The sequence below is a fragment of the Rhizobium sp. 42MFCr.1 genome, from assembly GCF_000377185.1.
Classification (GTDB): Bacteria; Pseudomonadota; Alphaproteobacteria; order Rhizobiales; family Rhizobiaceae; genus Rhizobium; species Rhizobium altiplani.
Genome location: NZ_KB897820.1, coordinates 92,072 through 109,256 on the forward strand (window position 1 = coordinate 92,072; position 17,185 = coordinate 109,256).

Consider the following 17,185-nt stretch of genomic DNA (forward strand, 5'->3'; position numbering starts at 1 on the left):
GCCGATCGGGCGCTAGCCGACACTGGAGCGCCTGAGTCGGATCGCCAATCTTCCTCAGGCGAACAAACTGAAAAACGCACTTGCCTTATGTCGCATGAAATTATTATAGATAATTTTGATTTCTATCTACGACTCGACATCCCGCAGCGCAAAGGTTTTAGTCAAATGCAGCCACATACCGACTGTCCAACCGCGGAGAGCGGCAACAGGGGGCAACTAACCGCATCGGACGCCACTTTTATCTATAATTTGCCTTTCAGCGACCTTCTCTTTCGCGCCCACGGCATCCATCGAGCCAATTTTGATCCCAATGCCGTACAGATGAGCCGCCTCCTGTCCGTCAAGACCGGCGGATGCGCCGAAGACTGCGGCTATTGCAGCCAGTCGGCCCATTATCCGACCGGCCTCAAGGCTTCAAAACTCATGGAGGTCGACCGCGTACTTTCCGAAGCGCGAAAGGCGAGGGAAGGGGGTGCAACGCGCTATTGCATGGGCGCAGCCTGGCGCAGCCCCAAGGACCGGGACATGGATTCGATCGTCGCGATGGTCGAGGGTGTGCGGGCGCTCGGGATGGAAACCTGCATGACGCTCGGCATGCTGACGCCGCAGCAATCGGCAAGGCTCGCGGATGCCGGCCTCGACTATTACAATCACAACATCGATACCTCGGAGCGCTTCTATAGCGAGATCATCACAAGCCGGACCTTCGCAGATCGCCTTGATACCCTCGCCAATGTCCGCCAGGCCGGCATCAAGGTCTGCGCCGGCGGCATTCTCGGAATGGGCGAGACGGCAGAAGATCGGATCTCGATGCTTGTCACGCTTGCCAATCTTCCGGCGCCGCCAGAGAGCGTTCCGATCAATATGCTGATCCCGATCCCGGGTTCAAAGCTCGCCAATGCAAAGCCGATCGATCCAATCGAGTTCGTTCGGACGGTTGCACTGGCACGCATCCTGATGCCTGCTTCCCACGTTCGGCTGTCTGCGGGACGAACGGATATGTCGGACGAGATGCAGGCGCTCTGTTTCTTTGCGGGCGCCAATTCCATCTTTGTGGGTGAAACCCTCCTGACAGCGGAAAATCCCGGTGAGGATCATGACGCGGCTCTCTTTCGCCGCCTGGGGTTGAAAGCCGAACAGCTGGAACGGGCAGAGTGAGTGCCGGGGGCCTTGCAGTCTATGAGCGCAAGCTCGCTGGCCTTGATCGCAAGGGAAGGAGCCGCAGCCTTGTCGCCGCTTGCGGCGCGGATTTCGCCTCGAACGACTACCTTGGTCTTGCGCAATCGCAGCGGCTAGGAGATGCGCTTCGGTCTGCATTAGACCGCGGCGTGGCAGTTGGGGCCGGGGGTTCGCGCCTGCTACGCGGCAATCATCCGGAGCATGACGCGCTGGAGCGGGAGGCTGCCGCGTATTTCGGGGCAGCACGGGCGCTCTACTTCGCCAACGGTTATGCTGCCAATGTGGCGTTGTTCTCAACCTTGCCGCAGCGCCAGGACATCATCCTTCATGATGCGCTCATCCATGCCAGCGCTCATGAAGGCATTTCTGCCAGCCGAGCGCCATCGATCGCGACCTCACACAACGATGTCAACGCCGTCGCCGACGCCATCCGATCATGGCGCAAAGCCGGCGGCACCGGCCGACCCTGGATCGCTGTCGAAAGTCTCTACTCGATGGACGGGGATCGCGCGCCGCTTGCCGAGTTGGGCGAACTTGCGAGGCTCCATGATGGTTTCCTCGTCATCGATGAGGCACATGCGACGGGGGTCTTCGGAAAGGGAGGACGCGGCCTGGCGGAGCAGCTGGGGCATCCAGAAAACTGCATAACGCTGCACACCTGCGGCAAGGCGCTTGGTGCGTCGGGCGCGCTTGTCCTTGCACCGGCAGTCCTCTGCGATTTCCTCGTCAATCGCGCCCGGAACTTCATCTATTCAACGGCACCATCCCCGCTGATGGCTGCGACAGTTCGGGAGGCATTGAGGATCCTCGACGATGAACCGGAGCGACGCGACAAGCTCGCCGGACTTGTCTCTCTTGCCAATCGCGAGATGGAAAGGACGATCGGGATGCAATCCAGCGGCTCACAGATCCTCCCCATCCTTGTCGGCGACAATCGTCGCGCGGTGCGGATCGCCGAAAGCTTGCGGACCGAGGGTTTCGACGTCAGACCCATCCGCCCACCAACCGTGGCGGAGGGCACGGCGCGTTTGCGCATCTCCATCACCCTCAACGTCGAACCGGAGACAATTTCGCGGCTGTTCGAGAGGCTGGCCGTTGTCATGCGAAAGGAGCAGCAATGACGTCGCGCTTCGTCGTCACCGGCACTGACACCGGCATCGGCAAGACTGTTTTCGCCGCCGCATTAACCTGCGCACTCAAAGGGCATTACTGGAAACCTGTCCAGTCGGGACTGGACGAGGAGACCGACGCAGAAACGGTCGCCCGACTGGGCAACGTTCCGGCCGAACGGATTCTCCCGGAGGCCTACCGGCTAAAGACACCAGCATCCCCCCACCACGCAGCAGCGCTTGATGACGTGACGATCGAACCCGGCGCGCTTGAACTGCCGGCGCTCCCGCATTCGCTTGTCATTGAGGGCGCTGGTGGCGTTCTCGTTCCACTGACATCAGGAATCCTGTTTGCCGATATCTTCGCTCGCTGGCAGGCACCCGTCATCCTGTGCGCCAGAACCTCGCTCGGCACCATCAACCATACGCTGTTATCCGTAGAAGCGCTGCAGCGCCGATGTGTGCCCATCTTCGGCATTGCCTTTATGGGCAAGGAAAACGCCGAAACCCAGAGGATCATCATCCACATGAGTGGTGCTCGGGAATTGGGACGGCTGGAGCCGACCAACCCGCTTACCCACGACGGCCTGATGGCAGCCTTTCATCGCGGCTTCGACGTGTCGGTCTTTCGGAGTTCAAAGTCATGACGCGCTCCCCTGTCTGGCATCCATTCACACAGCACGGCCTCGAGCCGCCGATGAAAAAGGTCATAGAGACGGAAGGCGCCTATCTGGTCGACGAAGCAGGCAGTCGCATTCTTGATGCGATCTCCTCATGGTGGGTCATCACCCACGGGCATCGGCATCCGACGATCATGGAGGCGATCCGCCGTGCGACTGACAGTTATGACCAGGTCATTTTCGCCGAATACACGCATGCCCCTGCCGAAGAACTCGCCCGTGGTCTGATCAAAATAAGTCCGGCCGGGCTTGAGCACGTCTTCTATTCGGACAGCGGGTCGACGGCGGTCGAGGTTGCGTTGAAGATGGCGCTTGGCTTCTTCCACAACACCGGCAGGCGCCGCGATCGGATCGTCGTCATGGAGCACGGTTATCATGGCGACACGATCGGAACGATGTCCGTCGGCGAAAGGGGCGTCTTCAATGCCGCCTACGAGCCTCTGCTGTTTGGCGTCGATCGACTTGCCTTTCCGGAGCCCGGTTCGGAGCAACAGACGCTTGATGCCTTTCACCTCCTTTGTTGCTCCGGCCAGGTCGCGGCTTTGTTGATTGAGCCACTGGTACTTGGCGCCGGTGGCATGAAGATGTTCGAGCCATCCTTGCTCGGCAAGCTCAGGGAGATCGCCCGCTCCCACGATGTGCTTTTCATCGCAGACGAAGTGATGACCGGCTGGGGCAGGACAGGCACCCTGTTTGCCTGCGATCAGGCAGGTATTTGTCCGGATATCCTCTGCACATCAAAAGGGCTGACCGGGGGCGCCATGCCGCTCGCTGCCACACTTTGCACAAGCGAGATCTTTGACGCGCATGTTTCCACCGACCGCCGCAAGACCTTCTTCCATTCGAGCTCCTACACTGCCAACCCGATTGCATGCGCGGCAGCGGTCGCCAACCTGGAGATCTGGGCGAACGAGCCGGTTCAGGCGCGCATAGATCGCCTCGCTGCCCTGCAGGAGAAAGCGCTGCGACGCTTTGCACATGATCGGCGCTTCATGAACGTCCGCCAGATCGGCACCATTGCGGCGCTGGACATGGCTGTCGGCTCGGAAGGATATTTAGCCGACATAGGACCGCACTTGCGCGGCTTCTTTCGCGACCGCCACCTGCTCATCCGCCCACTTGGAAACGTCATCTACCTCATGCCACCTTATTGCGTGTCGGAAGCCGAAATCGATCGCCTTTATGACGCCATAGACGAGGCAGCGGACGAACTGATCGGAACAGCAGCATGATGAAGGTCCGCTCCGCGCGCATCGCAGGCTTTGGGCACGGTGTTCCGGGTCGCTGTGTCGAAAACGCCGAAATCGAGCAATCCCTCGGGCTCGAAACCGGTTGGATCGAGCGTCGCACCGGGATCCGCACCCGATACTGGGCAGAAGAGGGCGACACCCTCAGCGGCCTCGCCACCGAAGCCGGAGCCATGGCCCTCGACAATGCCGGGATCGATCGATCCGAGGTCGGCCTGATGCTCCTGGCAACCTCCACGCCGGATCAGCTGCTGCCACCGACGGCGCCACTCGTGGCACACAGGCTTGGACTCGAGCACTGTGGCGCGATCGACCTGGCCGGCGCCTGCTCCGGCTTTCTTTATGCCCTGACACTCGCAGACGCTTTCGTTCGCACTCAGGGGAGGCCGGTTCTTGTCGTTGCCGCCAATATTCTCAGTCGCCGCATCAATCCGGCCGAGCGTGCCAGTTGCGTATTGTTTGCTGACGCGGCGGGCGCAGTCGTGCTGACGCCCTCCAGCGATCCTTCCGTCGGAATTCTCGGCACAGAACTCTGCTCCGAGGGCAGCAACTATGACCTGATCTCGATTGCCGCCGGCGGCAGCAACAAGCCCTTCGCGCCGGGGCGCGCCGCCACGGACTATCTGATGACGATGCGAGACGGGCGTGAGGTGTTTTCCCGGGCGGTCGAGATGATGAGCACCGCCTCGCAGCGGACGCTCGACATGGCTGGCGTGGAAGCTGCAGCGATCACCCGATTTGTACCGCACCAGGCCAATGTCCGGATATTTCAGGCAGTTGCAACCAATCTCGGGATCGGGCCCGAACGGACCGTCTGCTCGCTGGACCGGTTCGGAAACTCTTCCGCCGCGACGATCCCGCTCACCTTGTCCCTGGATGCAGCCGCGCGGCCTCTCAGGGAGGGTGAAACCCTTCTTCTTGCAGCAGCCGGTGCTGGTCTCACCGGGGCGGCCGTCACCTATCGCGTCTAGTGCTTCCGGCAATCCAGGCTGCCCGCGAGATGCAGGTGCCCCTTAGCGGTTGATGCGCGTCGACAGGATGATCGAAGAGAGGGTTTTCTCGACGCCGTCGATATCACCGATCTTGTCGATGGCGGAATCGAGCTCGCTGATCGAGCCGGCGGCAACGATTGCGATCATGTCGAAGCTACCGCTGACCGAATGGACCGAGCGGACGTCCGCAATTGCCTGCAGCTCTTGGGTGACGCGTCCGAGCGCCTTGGCAGCAAGGGTGATCAGCACGTGGGCCTTTATCTGACCGCTCTCGAAGTTATCCGACAGCCGCACGCCATAGCCTGCTATGACGCCGTCGCGCTCCAGGCGCTCGATCTTGGCCTGCACTGTTGTGCGCGACAGGCCGAGCTTGCGGGCCAGCATGGCAGTCGGCATCCGGGCGTTTTCGCTGAGAATCGACAGAAGCTGCCGATCCTTGTCACTCATCGTCATATTGATCACTCCAGACGGCGATATGCCAAAGAATTTCAGTCGATTTTATCATTCTCGCGCTGTGAATCAACCAACCCGACAGGAATAAAGGGGGCATAAAGATTTCTCGAACCAATATGAGGGAACGCATATGAAAAACATTGTCGTCATCGGCGCTGGCAAGATCGGCTCGACGATCGCCCGTCTTCTCATCCATTCCGGCGACTACCACGTCACGCTTGCCGACCGCAGCAAGCAACAGCTGGATCACATGGAGGCCAACGCCGCGCTCAGCCTGGCGGAAGTGGACATTGCCGACCACGCAGCCTTGGTCAAACTCCTTTCCGGCAAGTTTGCCGTGCTGAGTGCCGCACCGTTCCATCTGACCATTGCCATCGCCGAGGCTGCGGCCGAAGCCGGCGTGCACTACCTCGATCTGACCGAAGACGTCGAATCCACCCGCCGCGTCAAGGCCATTGCCGCCGGTGCATCCACCGCGTTCATACCGCAATGCGGCCTGGCGCCGGGCTTCATCTCGATCGTCGCCAACGATCTTGCGAGCCGCTTCGACAAGCTCGACAGTGTTCGCATGCGCGTCGGCGCCTTGCCGCAGTATCCCTCGAATGCCTTGAACTACAACCTGACCTGGAGCACCGACGGCGTCATCAACGAATACATCGAGCCCTGCGAGGCGATCGTCGACGGCCAGCTTATCGAAGTGCCGGCTCTGGAAGAGCGGGAAGAGTTCTCCCTCGACGGCGTGACTTATGAGGCCTTCAATACCTCCGGCGGTCTCGGCACGCTGTGTGAGACGCTGAAGGGCAAGGTTCGCACGCTGAACTATCGTACGATCCGCTATCCCGGCCACGCCGCGATCATGAAGGCACTGCTCAGAGACCTCGGCCTGCGTCATCGCCGCGAAGTTCTCAAGGACATCCTCGAGCACGCCTTGCCGTCCACGATGCAGGACGTCGTCATCGTCTTCGTCACTGTGTCCGGTTGGAAGAACGGCCGTCTCGTGCAGGAAACCTATGCCAACAAGGTCTACAGCGCTGTTGTCGCCGGCCGCATGATGAGTGCGATCCAGATCACCACCGCCTGCAGCATCTGCGCCGTGCTCGACATGCTGGCCAAGGGTGAGTTGCCTGGCAAGGGTTTCATCCGCCAGGAAGATATTGGTCTCGACGCATTCCTCGACAGCCGCTTCGGCCACCACTATGCGCAGAAGGCGTACGGCGAAAAGATCGCCGGCTGATCGTCCGATCAAAGTAGGCAAGAAGAAGCGCCCGGAGATGATCCGGGCGCTTTTGCGTTGTCAGCCTGGCAACGAAAGCTAAACTCAATTCACTTTGCCTTGTGGCGGGAAAATGGCGACCCTCTCTCACTCAGACAATCAGCCGAGCCGCCTGCAAGCGGCTGCGATTCGCTCCAGGGCTTCCTTCAGGTCCGCTTCCGCTGAAGCGTAGGAGATCCTGAAGTACGGCGACAGGCCGAAGGCCGAGCCCGGAACGACAGCGACATTCGCCTCCTCGAGCAGATAGGCGCAAAACTCGCTGTCCGACGTGATCTTGCGGCCGTCTGGGGCAGTCCGGCCGAGAATGCCGCCACATCCGGAGAAGGTATAAAAGGCGCCCTCGGGAACGCGGCATTCGAGACCATCAATTGCGTTCAGACCGGAAACGACGAGATCGCGGCGCCGCTTGAAGCTCTGCGTTCGCTCGGCAAGAAACTCCTGCGGCCCGTTGAGTGCGGCAACGGCGGCAGCCTGGCTGATCGAAGATGGGCAGGACGTCGCCTGGCTCTGTACCACGGCCATAGCCTTGATAAGCGCCTTCGGGCCACCCGCATAGCCGATACGCCACCCGGTCATGGCATAGGCCTTGGAGACGCCGTTGATCGTCAGCGTGCGCTCACGCAGGCGCGGCTCCAGCTGCAACGGCGTGACGAACCGAAAATCGTCATAGACGATGTGCTCATACATATCGTCGACCATCAACCAGACATGCGGATGCCTGAGCAGTACATCCAGCAACGGGCGATAGTCCTTTGCGCTATAGGCCGCACCGGACGGATTGGACGGCGAATTCAGCAGCAGCCAACGCGTCCGCGGCGTGATCGCCGCTTCGAGTTTTTCGGCGGTCAGCCGGAAGCCGCTCTGCGCATCGCATGGGACAAGCACCGGCTTGCCTTCGCAGATCTGAACGATATCGGAATAGGACGTCCAGTAGGGCGTGGGAATGATAATCTCGTCGCCGGGATCGACGGTTGCCATCATCGCGTTGAAGAGGATCTGCTTGGCGCCGGTGGCAACGGTTATCTCGCCAACCTCGAAGGACACTTCGTTCTCGCGCTGAAACTTGGTGCGGATTGCTTCCTTCAACGCCGGCGTGCCGTCGAGCGCCGTGTATTTTGTGTCGCCGCGCTGCATTGCGTCCCATGCAGCCTGCTTGACATGGTCTGGCGTTTCAAAATCAGGCTCACCGGCTCCAAGGATGATAACCGGCTTGCCGTCCCGTTTCATGGCAGCGGCGCGCGCCCCGATCTGCAGGATCTCCGAGACGCCTATGGCAGATATCCGCGAGGCGGGACGAAAGCCCGCCTCTTCAATCTTCACATCGATCGTCATGGCAACACCTACTCGATCTCGAAGGAAACGCCCTGCGCCAGCGGCAGAGCCTTCGAATAGTTGATCGTGTTGGTTGCACGGCGCATGTAGGCCTTCCACGCATCCGAACCGGATTCGCGGCCACCACCGGTCTCCTTCTCGCCACCGAATGCGCCACCGATTTCAGCGCCTGATGTTCCGATGTTGACGTTTGCAATACCGCAATCGGATCCATCGGCTGACAGGAAGCGCTCCGCTTCACGCAGGTCCAGCGTGAAGATTGACGAGGAAAGCCCTGCGGCGACGGCATTGTGGTCTTCGATAACCCTGTCGAAGTCGGAGTATTTCATCACGTAGAGGATCGGCGCGAAGGTCTCTTCCAGCACCGGCCCGACCTGCGACGGCATTTCCACCAGCGCCGGCTTGACGTAATAGGCCTTGTCGTGGGGCATCGCGACGCGCTCGCCGCCGTTGACCGTGCCACCATGGGCTTTCGCCTCGCCGATCGCCTTTTCCATATTGTCGAAGGCAAGCTTGTCGATCAGGGGACCGACCAGAGCCGTGCTTTCAAGCGGATTGCCGACAGAGACATTGGCATAGGCCTTTTTCAGGCGCGGTACGAGTTGATCATAAACACTCTCGTGGACGAACAGGCGGCGAAGTGTCGTGCAGCGCTGGCCGGCCGTGCCCATTGCCCCGAAGGCAATTGCGCGCAGCGCCATGTCGAGATCGGCAGACGGGCAGACAATGCCGGCATTGTTGCCCCCGAGTTCCAGGATCGAACGGGCAAAGCGGCGAGCAAGTCGAGGACCGACTTCCCGTCCCATGCGCGTGGAACCCGTCGCCGAAACCACCGGCACCTTCGGATGGTCGACCAGGACCTCGCCGATCGCACGGTCGCCGATCAGCACTTCGCTCAGACCCTCTGGCGCATCGCCGAAGCGGGCAATGGCGCGCTGCAGGATGGCCTGCGATGCAAGTGCGGTCAGCGGCGTCTTTTCGGAAGGCTTCCAGACGACCGCGTTGCCGCAGACCAGCGCCAGAGCAGCGTTCCAGGCCCAGACTGCGACAGGAAAGTTGAAGGCAGAGATGACACCGACAACACCGAGGGGATGCCAGGTTTCCATCATTCGATGCCCCGGCCGTTCGGTTGCGATGGTCAGACCATAGAGCTGGCGGGAAAGACCGACCGCGAAATCGCAGATGTCGATCATCTCCTGTACTTCCCCCAGGCCTTCGGACGGAATCTTGCCGGCTTCGATCGATACCAGTCGGCCAAGCTCCGTCTTGACGGCACGCAACTCTTCGCCCAGGAGGCGGACAAGCTCACCGCGCTTCGGCGCCGGGACAAGGCGCCAGGTCTGGAATGCACGCGCAGCCTTGTCGATCTTCGCGCCCGCCGCGTCCTGGCTGTCTGTCTTCAAAGCAGCGAGCTGCTCGCCCGTGACGGGGCTGTAGGAGGCCAGGTCGCCGCCGGTGTAGAGCGCCTTGTCGACGCCGATCTTGTCGAGAAGCCCGACGGCTTCGTGGGCCACATTCACTGTTCTTGCTGCGATGGTCATTTGTGCACTCTTTGACGTTTTGAATTGTTGCTGGTTCGGTCTGTTGGCCTACTCGGCCGCCTGCGCCGCGGTCAGAAGGGCCCGGCATTCGGCGATTGATTGCGCCTCGATATCAGCATAGTGATCGAATTCGTTGAGAACCGAGGCGCCGAGGTCCCGCTCGAAGCGCTGCTGATTGGGGCTTGCAGTAAACTCCTGCGCAGCCTCGTCCCCGAGGTTGGACTGGAAGATGCCCGCCGCACTGACGGGCAGGAAGTCTTCGTAGACAATCGGGTCGAAGCAGATGAGGTCTTCCGCCACAAGTTGATCGACACTGGCATCAGCCGAGGCAATCGCGCTCCGGCCCTTCGGCGTGAGTGAGTAGCTGAAGTAGCCAAGACCCTGGTCGCGAATTTCGGCCCAGCTGTCCGGGAAAGGCGCGAAAGCCTCGGCGAGTGCTTTTTCGTAAGCCGCAGCGTTCGAGCCATCGGCGGCGGGGCGCACGACCTTGCGCGAATCAGCCAGAAGCTTGTCGTAGAGGGCGCGGCCCTTCGGTGTCAGGGCGATACCGCGGCTCTCAATCTCCCCAAAACGCGCGGTATGCGTGCCCTGCTGCCAGTTCCCGCCAGCATCCTTGAAAGAGACGGCTTCCTCGAGGGCCTTGAACGACGTCTGCCGCAGCAGAATCGCGCAACGACGGCTCGGCGGACCTTCGACAACTGCCTTCGGCGCAATGCCATATTCCGGCATCAGCCGCTGCACGTCGTCGATATCAAGCGTGCGGGGTGTCAGGTGATTGATGTGCGGTCCCTTGAAGGAGACAACGTCGGCTATAAGCCGGTGCGCATCATGCAAGCGCCTATACATGGCGAGGTCAACGTTCGCCTGATGATGCCAACGGAAAGTCTCCAGCACTTCTGCGACGAAGCGCTTGGCATCGTCCTCGCCCAGACCGCCCTCGCGCTCGGCCCTTTCAGTCAGTTCGATGGCGCCAGCAGTAAAGATATGGCGCTTCTGCAGGACCGTCTCTGCTTCGGCGCGCAGTTCTTCGTCGGCAATCAGGTCGAGGCGCAGCAGCGAGGTGAAAACACGGAATGGGTTGCGCTTCAGCGCTACATCGCCGACCGGGCGGAAAGCGGTGGAATGGACTGGCACGCCTGCCTCGCTAAGATCGTAATAGCCGACCGGGAACATGCCCATGACGGCAAAGACGCGTCTCATCATCGCAAGTTCGTCGGCAGTTCCGAGACGGATGGCGCCGTGGCGCTCTTCGGAAACACGCTCGAGGGAATCCGTTTCTTCCAACCTGCGCCTTAGGGCTGAATCGGCTGCAAGCGTGGCCGCATTCACTTTTGCAACAATGTCCATCAGGGTGCCGTAAGCGGGCACCTCTGTGCGATACATGGCCGACATTGCCGCCGAGAATGCAGAGCGGATGCTGCAGGAGGAAACGAAACTTCTGGTCAACATTTATTGCCTCACGCGCCATAGTTGGAAGAGTTCATTCTGGATTGCGATCATATCGCGCGTGGAGTACATGAATAACAATAAATCAAGCTTAGATGATGCGGTTTTGGAATGACATTGCCCCGAAAGCTGACGCCCGACCTGACAACGCTGCAGTCTTTTGAATCTGCCGCCCGACACGGCAATTTCACGCGCGCCGCTCTTGAACTTCATCTGACGCAAAGCGCCATCAGCCGCCAGATCAAGGACCTGGAAACCCAGTTGGGGGTCCTTCTGTTTGAACGCGTCCGCCAGCGGGCAATCCTGTCGGAAGCCGGACGGAGGCTGCTGCCTGAGGCAAGGCGGCTCCTCCATCAGACAGAAGAGATGATGATCCGTGCGGCATCGGGCGCCGATGCGACTGCGACGCTTTCGATTGCGACCTTGCCGACGTTCGGCAGTCGTTGGCTGACGCCTCGGCTGCCGAATTTCCTGGCTGCCCATCCCGGCTCCCTCGTTGACATAGCATCGCGCACCGAGCCTTTCGATTTCGAGCAGGAAAACGTCGATCTCGCCATCCATTACGGCCAGCCAATCTGGGCAGGGGCGACCTGCACCTTCCTTTGCGACGAGAAGATCGTTCCCGTTGCCAGCCCAACCCTTTTACAAGCGGATCCGGTTGCAACCCCGGCTGACCTCATGCGCAGGCCCCTGCTGCATCTGGCTACACGCCCCCGACTCTGGCGCCAATGGTTCGAATTTTGCGACGTCGACGCAGATCCTTCCTATCGCGGCAATCGGTTCGACCAGTTTTCGATGATCATCGAGGCAGCTACGATGGCGATGGGGTTCGCGCTTCTACCGCTCTATCTCATCGAACAAGAGTTGAGTGCTGGAAAGCTGCAAATCGTCTTTGACCGGCCGATGGCGACGGAAAACAGCTATTATGTCGTGATGCCAGACGGTAAGCGCGAACATGCCCTCGGCGTGGCGTTCACGACCTGGCTTCTTTCACAGGTAAGCACCAGGGGTGCGACTGAATCGTGAGCAATGATGAAGCACCATCGGACGTTCCCAGTGCACGGATGCTGAGTTGGGCCCGAAACTCCACCATCTATCGGCTCGAGCGGCGAATGATGACCGAAAGACAGCTGTACGATGCCATCATCCGGAAGGCGAAGCACAAATTCGAAAACATCACCGAAATGCAGCTCAGAGCGGTTGCAGAATCGGCCGTGACCTTCGCCTATGACAATGGCGGCCTGAACGATATCAGCTATGCCGAGATCAGCACGCGATCTGGTGTTCGCTGTGGCCGGTCGAAACGGCGCATCGCTCAGACCCTTACACAAAAGGGCGTCAATCAAGAGGTCATTACTGCCGCACTTGATGAGGCGGATGAACTGCTCGCAGCCGTGCATTTTGCGCGCAAGCGTGGCTTCGGACCGTTTCGTCGTGGCGACGTCGATCGGGAGCGCAACGCAAAGGAAATGGCGGCCTTCGGGCGCAATGGCTTCAGCTACGAAACGGGCAGGACGGTGCTCAATATGAGCCAAGAAGAAGCCGAAGATCTGGTGATCACGCGATCTCGCCAGGCTTAAATTTCATCTCTGAAACATTGCGCCGCCATGGCGATGCCGTCCTGTCCGACGATGGCGATATCATCCGGTGTGCTTCTGCCGAGCAAACGGTCCTTGCGATCCTGTTGTCATCCCGGGTGCCCTGCGTGGGCTTCCGCCTCCGGCAGCGCGAGCAGGCGGCGCAATGGTACGGCTGGCCGGGTCAAGTCGGCGAGCGTGTAGCCGTCGAGCACATCGAGAAATGCCGCAGCCGCCGAAGCGAGCGCCCTCTTCAATACGCACGCAGGCTGCACGACACAGACAATCTCGGTACCATTTTCCATGCACGGCACAATCGCAAAGTCGGGTTCGCAGGCCCGCACGATCTCACCGACGCCGATCTGTTCGACGGCACGTGCGAGCCGCATGCCGCCGTGACGACCTCGTACAGTGTCGATCAGGCCCTTTTGCCCGAGTTCGTGGGTGATCTTCATCAGATGCGCCTTTGAAATATCATAAGCTTCGGCGATTTCCGCAATCGTCGACAGCCGCTCTCCCTTGAGCGCAAGATACATCATGAGCCGCAACGCGTAGTCGGAGTAAACGGTCAAACGCATCACCAGATCCTCCCGGAAAAATCGGCGCAATCGCATAAAAGATATCGGCAACGTATATCAAATAGCAAGGCGGCCGTCGCCGGTCGCCTTGCATTTCCGAAAACCTATGCAGCAGCGAGTTCGTCGGCCGGACCGAAGAACTCGTAGTGAATACGATCCTGCGGGACACCGGCCTTTGCGAGCCCGTTCACAAAGACGGCGAGAAAGGGCCGCGGGCCGCAGAGATAGAAGTCGGCCTCTGCGATCGGCGTGTTCTTTGCCAGCCATTCAACCGTGATGAGGCCATCGTGGTCGAAGTGAACGCCCCTCTGATCCTGCGCATGCGGGCTTCCGTAGAAAATTGTCGTCTTGAGATGCTCCCGGTCCTTGGCAATATCGCGGACATGCGATCCCATCGCATGGACACGACCGTTCTCGGCACCATGGACGTAATGAACGGGAACCTCGCGTCCATCGTTTGCAATGGTCTCCAGCATGCTCACCATCGGCGTCAGACCGACACCGCCGCTCAGCAACACGACGGGCCTTTCCTGCCCGGTCGGCAAATGGAAATCTCCCGTAGGAGGGGCAACCTCGATGACCGCGCCTTCCTCAACCTGATCATGAAGGAACCTTGATACCAGCCCATGCGTCTCTCGCTTGACCGAGATGCGGTAGCTCTCGGCATTGGGCGCAGAAGAAATGCTGTAGTTTCGATGCTGCGGAGGAAGACCCGGAATATCGAACCGAAATGTCAGATACTGACCAGGCCGATGACTGATCACCGCCCCGCCATCAACCGGTCGCAGCACGAACGATGTGATGATGTCGCTCTCCCGGCGCTTTGACACGACGGCAAACTGCCTCCATCCATTCCAGCCGCCTTCGGACGCTTGAAGACTATTATAAATCTGTCCTTCACGTTCGATCAGAATATTGGCCAGAAACCAGAAGGCCTCGCCCCATCCATTGAGGATTTCATCCGTCGCCGCCTCGCCGAGGACATCCTTGATCGCATTCAGGAGGGCCGTCGCGACATGGGGATAATGCTCGGGCCGGATGTGCAGGCCGACGTGTTTTTGGGCGATCCGTTCAACAGCGGAGGTGAGTACGGTGAGGTTGTCAATGTTCTGGGCGTAAGCGAGGATCGCCTGCGCCAACGCCTTCGTCTGCCGCCCGCCTTCTCCCTGGTTCGACTGGTTGAACAGGTTGCGGACCTCGGCATTCTCAAACAGCCGCTTATACATGGCCGCCGTGATTTCGGTCCCGTGACTTGCGAGGGCAGGCGCTGTTGCGCGGACAATTGCCTTCGTGGCCTCGGTCAATGTTTGCGTCATCATGGTCTCCAAAATTTGTTCCGTCGACAAAGGTGAGGTAACCATCCTAAGATATATTGGCAATATATGTTTATCCGCCTGTGCCGTTCGGTCGCAGTCGCGCTGCAAAGCTCGGACCCCGCCGAGGCCCGCCTCATGCAGTGCCATGGGCCGAAACGGGGAGCGCGGACCGATGACGACACGGCTCGGTCATCCAGAGGACAAAGGAACTTGCCACTTCCGCCCCAACGAATGCCCGAGACCACGGGCAGGGCCGGGTGGCAACTGCCTCGCCCATGAAGCGGTTGCTCAATTTTTTCCGGATCCAGACGAGTGCCCGTATCTCCTCCCAATCTCGCCTGACAGGGACGCGTTCCTCTGCTCGCCTCAAGCAGAACCTCGCGATTTGCACCGCATGTCGCCCTTTTCCTCTCAAGGGCACTTGCCGTCGACACCGCCCAGGTCTTCGCACATTCGATGCGCGGCAGTCTGCGGATGAAGGACGATCGCGAACCATGCCAATTTGATCACGCCGTAAGGCGCTCGATCGCATAAAGCGCAAGACGCCGCCGGTGAAATAGGACGGGCGTCGAAAGAACCTCCTATGGGTCCAGCCGACGCTAATTGCCGAGATCGAGTATCGCGCCAGGACGCATGACGGCAAGCTGAGACACGCGTCCTACAAGGGGCTACGCGAGGTGTCGGATAATGCAGCGGTTTATGTGGTCGGCGATCAACTTGCAGGCAGTTTGTAAATTAGGGTGAGACGTCCACCAACCTCACCTAGGTAGTTTCCACTGCCGGGAAACGCCACAGCAGATTCCAATCACGGCTAGAAATATTGTAATCTTCGTGCTACATATCCCGCTAATCTGTAGCGCGAAGGTTTCAAATGCCTACTCCCCATAACCCTCCAGCGGCCGTGCGCCGCGCCCTGCGGAAGCTCGGCGCGGATATCCACGACGCCCGCCGCCGTCGCAAACTGCCTATGGCGGTCGTGGCGCAGCGTGCTTTCACATCCCGCTCAACCCTGCAAAGGGTCGAAGCCGGCGACACCAATGTCAGCATCGGCATCTATGCTGGCGTCCTTCAGGCCCTCGGTCTGCTCGAAGGTCTGGGGCAAATCGCCGACATCAGCAACGACAGTGTCGGACAGGCATTGGCCAGTGCCGATCTGCCCAAGCACGTTCATCTTAGGCGGCCAACCCGATCGCCCCACGATGGCTGACTTCGAGGTGCACATCGATCTGCATGGTCGCACGCGCCCGATCGGATCGGCGAGGAGCAATCGCGTCCGCGGCGCGGAAACTATTCTTTTCGAGTACGAAGATACATGGCTTGAGGATCCGCACCGCTTCTCGCTGGAGCCAGCACTTGCATTGACGCGCGGCGCCTTCGCTCCTCCTGCCGGACTAGCAACCTTCGGCTCGATCGGCGACTCCGCGCCAGATACGTGGGGCCGCCGCCTCATGCAGCGCGCCGAGCGTCGCTTTGCCGATCGCGAGGGCCGCGCCGTGCGCACGCTCGCGGAAAGCGACTACCTGCTCGGGGTCGCAGATGAGACGCGGCTCGGCGCGCTGCGGTTTCGCTGGGTCGGTGAGGATATCTTCCAGGCGCCTGTCAGAGCCGGCGTGCCGGCCCTAATAGAGCTTGGCCGCCTGCTTCAGATCACCGAGCGGATTCTGCGGGACGAGGAAACGGACGAAGACCTTCAACTCATCTTCGCGCCCGGCTCCTCCCTCGGAGGTGCGCGGCCGAAGGCGTCGGTCATCGACCAACACGGCCATCTCTCCATCGCCAAGTTTCCGAAGGAGACGGACGAGTACAGCATGGAAACCTGGGAGGAGATTGCGCTGCGGCTGGCCGGCCAAGCCCGCATTGCCACTCCACGACACGAACTTGTCAAAGTGGCCGGCAAGTCAGTGATGCTATCGCGACGCTTCGATCGCGATGGCGTGATCCGCATCCCATTCCTGTCCGCAATGGCGATGATGGGCGCCAAGGACGGCGACCGTAGCAGTTACCCCGAAATTGTCGACGCCCTGGCCCGGCATGGCTCCCAGGGAAAGAGGGACACTCACGCGCTCTATCGGCGGGTCGTCTTCAATGTGCTGATTTCCAATGTCGACGATCATCTGCGTAACCACGGCTTCCTCTGGCTTGGCAACGCCGGATGGTCGCTCTCGCCCGCCTATGATCTCAATCCGGTGCCTACGGATCTTAAAGCGCGGGTGCTGACTACGAACATTGACCTCGACGAGGGCACCTGCTCCCTTGATCTTCTCGAACAGGCTTCCGAATATTTCGCGCTCACGCTGGCGCAGGCACGTGTAATCATCAAAGACGTCGCGGCCGTGACTTCAACATGGCGCGAGACAGCCATAGCCGTTGGTGCCCGGTCGGCCGAGATCAACCGCATGGCCAGTGCCTTCGAACACGACGACCTCACGCGAGCGCTGGCGTTATGACGCGTTGCGATTGTT

General features: G+C 60.2%; 16 protein-coding genes and 1 pseudogene. 11 read left to right on the forward strand and 6 right to left on the reverse strand.

Going from position 1 to position 17,185, the window contains the following annotated elements; translation table 11 throughout:
- The first annotated feature begins 165 nt into the window (after nt 1-165).
- Genes bioB through C934_RS0104420 form a run of 5 tightly spaced genes read left to right on the forward strand, consistent with a single transcriptional unit; the run spans nt 166 to nt 5,186 of the window.
- On the forward strand, nt 166-1,158 hold the full coding sequence (gene bioB / locus C934_RS0104400) for a biotin synthase BioB (RefSeq protein WP_026371546.1): 993 nt from the start codon (nt 166-168) through the stop codon (nt 1,156-1,158).
- Nucleotides 1,155-2,300 (forward strand): 8-amino-7-oxononanoate synthase, encoded by a 1,146-nt coding sequence (locus tag C934_RS0104405; protein ID WP_018855487.1) that lies wholly within the window; start codon nt 1,155-1,157, stop codon nt 2,298-2,300. Before bioB ends, C934_RS0104405 begins: the two co-directional genes overlap by 4 nt.
- On the forward strand, nt 2,297-2,935 hold the full coding sequence (gene bioD, locus C934_RS0104410) for a dethiobiotin synthase (protein WP_018855488.1): 639 nt from the start codon (nt 2,297-2,299) through the stop codon (nt 2,933-2,935). The genes C934_RS0104405 and bioD overlap by 4 nt, the downstream gene beginning before the upstream one ends.
- Nucleotides 2,932-4,200, forward strand: a complete 1,269-nt coding sequence (locus tag C934_RS0104415) for an adenosylmethionine--8-amino-7-oxononanoate transaminase (RefSeq protein ID WP_018855489.1) — start codon at nt 2,932-2,934, stop codon at nt 4,198-4,200. Before bioD ends, C934_RS0104415 begins: the two co-directional genes overlap by 4 nt.
- Complete coding sequence (locus tag C934_RS0104420; RefSeq protein ID WP_018855490.1) at nt 4,197-5,186, forward strand: beta-ketoacyl-ACP synthase III; 990 nt, start codon at nt 4,197-4,199, stop codon at nt 5,184-5,186. The genes C934_RS0104415 and C934_RS0104420 overlap by 4 nt, the downstream gene beginning before the upstream one ends.
- A 42-nt stretch (nt 5,187-5,228) precedes the next feature.
- Here C934_RS0104420 and C934_RS0104425 read toward each other — a convergent pair whose 3' ends face one another.
- Nucleotides 5,229-5,660 (reverse strand): Lrp/AsnC family transcriptional regulator, encoded by a 432-nt coding sequence (locus tag C934_RS0104425; protein ID WP_018855491.1) that lies wholly within the window; start codon nt 5,658-5,660, stop codon nt 5,229-5,231.
- Nucleotides 5,661-5,790: 130 nt separating this feature from the next.
- Between C934_RS0104425 and C934_RS0104430 the strand changes: the two genes are divergently transcribed.
- Nucleotides 5,791-6,894: a saccharopine dehydrogenase family protein gene (locus C934_RS0104430; protein ID WP_018855492.1), complete on the forward strand. Its 1,104-nt coding sequence runs from the start codon at nt 5,791-5,793 to the stop codon at nt 6,892-6,894.
- A gap of 138 nt (nt 6,895-7,032) precedes the next feature.
- On the opposite strand, the gene C934_RS0104435 is transcribed toward C934_RS0104430, so the two are convergent.
- Genes C934_RS0104435 through hglS form a run of 3 tightly spaced genes read right to left on the reverse strand, consistent with a single transcriptional unit; the run spans nt 7,033 to nt 11,255 of the window.
- Nucleotides 7,033-8,265, reverse strand: a complete 1,233-nt coding sequence (locus C934_RS0104435; protein WP_018855493.1) for a pyridoxal phosphate-dependent aminotransferase — start codon at nt 8,263-8,265, stop codon at nt 7,033-7,035.
- Between the two features lie 8 nt (nt 8,266-8,273).
- Nucleotides 8,274-9,806, reverse strand: a complete 1,533-nt coding sequence (gene amaB / locus C934_RS0104440; RefSeq protein ID WP_018855494.1) for an L-piperidine-6-carboxylate dehydrogenase — start codon at nt 9,804-9,806, stop codon at nt 8,274-8,276.
- A 48-nt stretch (nt 9,807-9,854) separates the two neighbouring features.
- Nucleotides 9,855-11,255, reverse strand: a complete 1,401-nt coding sequence (gene hglS, locus C934_RS0104445) for a 2-oxoadipate dioxygenase/decarboxylase HglS (protein WP_026371547.1) — start codon at nt 11,253-11,255, stop codon at nt 9,855-9,857.
- Nucleotides 11,256-11,363: 108 nt separating this feature from the next.
- Here hglS and C934_RS0104450 point away from each other — a divergent pair, with 108 nt between their 5' ends.
- Together C934_RS0104450 and recX are read left to right on the forward strand one after the other, a co-directional pair.
- Complete coding sequence (locus tag C934_RS0104450; protein ID WP_018855497.1) at nt 11,364-12,278, forward strand: LysR family transcriptional regulator; 915 nt, start codon at nt 11,364-11,366, stop codon at nt 12,276-12,278.
- Nucleotides 12,275-12,832: a recombination regulator RecX gene (recX, locus tag C934_RS0104455; RefSeq protein ID WP_026371548.1), complete on the forward strand. Its 558-nt coding sequence runs from the start codon at nt 12,275-12,277 to the stop codon at nt 12,830-12,832. The genes C934_RS0104450 and recX overlap by 4 nt, the downstream gene beginning before the upstream one ends.
- A gap of 107 nt (nt 12,833-12,939) precedes the next feature.
- Here the strand turns inward: recX and C934_RS0104460 are convergent, their stop codons facing one another.
- Nucleotides 12,940-13,407, reverse strand: a complete 468-nt coding sequence (locus tag C934_RS0104460; protein ID WP_018855499.1) for an RrF2 family transcriptional regulator — start codon at nt 13,405-13,407, stop codon at nt 12,940-12,942.
- Between the two features lie 104 nt (nt 13,408-13,511).
- Complete coding sequence (gene hmpA, locus C934_RS0104465; protein WP_018855500.1) at nt 13,512-14,723, reverse strand: NO-inducible flavohemoprotein; 1,212 nt, start codon at nt 14,721-14,723, stop codon at nt 13,512-13,514.
- A 512-nt stretch (nt 14,724-15,235) separates the two neighbouring features.
- Here hmpA and C934_RS33460 point away from each other — a divergent pair.
- The 3 genes and pseudogenes from C934_RS33460 to C934_RS0104475 all read left to right on the forward strand — a co-directional run.
- Nucleotides 15,236-15,457 (forward strand): annotated as a pseudogene (locus C934_RS33460) (non-homologous end-joining DNA ligase); the annotation flags it as partial.
- 137 nt (nt 15,458-15,594) lie between these two features.
- Entirely contained in the window at nt 15,595-15,930 is a 336-nt protein-coding gene (locus C934_RS0104470) for a helix-turn-helix domain-containing protein (protein ID WP_026371549.1), read from the forward strand.
- Nucleotides 15,923-17,170: a type II toxin-antitoxin system HipA family toxin gene (locus tag C934_RS0104475; RefSeq protein WP_018855502.1), complete on the forward strand. Its 1,248-nt coding sequence runs from the start codon at nt 15,923-15,925 to the stop codon at nt 17,168-17,170. The genes C934_RS0104470 and C934_RS0104475 overlap by 8 nt, the downstream gene beginning before the upstream one ends.
- Nucleotides 17,171-17,185: the final 15 nt, after the last annotated feature.

What these genes read in the sequence shown, in the direction of transcription:
- C934_RS0104430 (WP_018855492.1), top strand. Translation starts at nt 5,791, where the DNA reads ATGAAAAACATTGTCGTCATCGGCGCTGGCAAGATCGGCTCGACGATC.
- C934_RS0104460 (WP_018855499.1), bottom strand. Translation starts at nt 13,407, where the DNA reads ATGCGTTTGACCGTTTACTCCGACTACGCGTTGCGGCTCATGATGTAT.
- C934_RS0104425 (WP_018855491.1), bottom strand. Translation starts at nt 5,660, where the DNA reads ATGACGATGAGTGACAAGGATCGGCAGCTTCTGTCGATTCTCAGCGAA.
- amaB (WP_018855494.1), bottom strand. Translation starts at nt 9,806, where the DNA reads ATGACCATCGCAGCAAGAACAGTGAATGTGGCCCACGAAGCCGTCGGG.
- bioB (WP_026371546.1), top strand. Translation starts at nt 166, where the DNA reads ATGCAGCCACATACCGACTGTCCAACCGCGGAGAGCGGCAACAGGGGG.
- C934_RS0104435 (WP_018855493.1), bottom strand. Translation starts at nt 8,265, where the DNA reads ATGACGATCGATGTGAAGATTGAAGAGGCGGGCTTTCGTCCCGCCTCG.
- C934_RS0104450 (WP_018855497.1), top strand. Translation starts at nt 11,364, where the DNA reads ATGACATTGCCCCGAAAGCTGACGCCCGACCTGACAACGCTGCAGTCT.
- C934_RS0104420 (WP_018855490.1), top strand. Translation starts at nt 4,197, where the DNA reads ATGATGAAGGTCCGCTCCGCGCGCATCGCAGGCTTTGGGCACGGTGTT.
- hglS (WP_026371547.1), bottom strand. Translation starts at nt 11,255, where the DNA reads ATGTTGACCAGAAGTTTCGTTTCCTCCTGCAGCATCCGCTCTGCATTC.
- hmpA (WP_018855500.1), bottom strand. Translation starts at nt 14,723, where the DNA reads ATGACGCAAACATTGACCGAGGCCACGAAGGCAATTGTCCGCGCAACA.
- bioD (WP_018855488.1), top strand. Translation starts at nt 2,297, where the DNA reads ATGACGTCGCGCTTCGTCGTCACCGGCACTGACACCGGCATCGGCAAG.
- C934_RS0104475 (WP_018855502.1), top strand. Translation starts at nt 15,923, where the DNA reads ATGGCTGACTTCGAGGTGCACATCGATCTGCATGGTCGCACGCGCCCG.
- C934_RS0104470 (WP_026371549.1), top strand. Translation starts at nt 15,595, where the DNA reads ATGCCTACTCCCCATAACCCTCCAGCGGCCGTGCGCCGCGCCCTGCGG.
- C934_RS0104415 (WP_018855489.1), top strand. Translation starts at nt 2,932, where the DNA reads ATGACGCGCTCCCCTGTCTGGCATCCATTCACACAGCACGGCCTCGAG.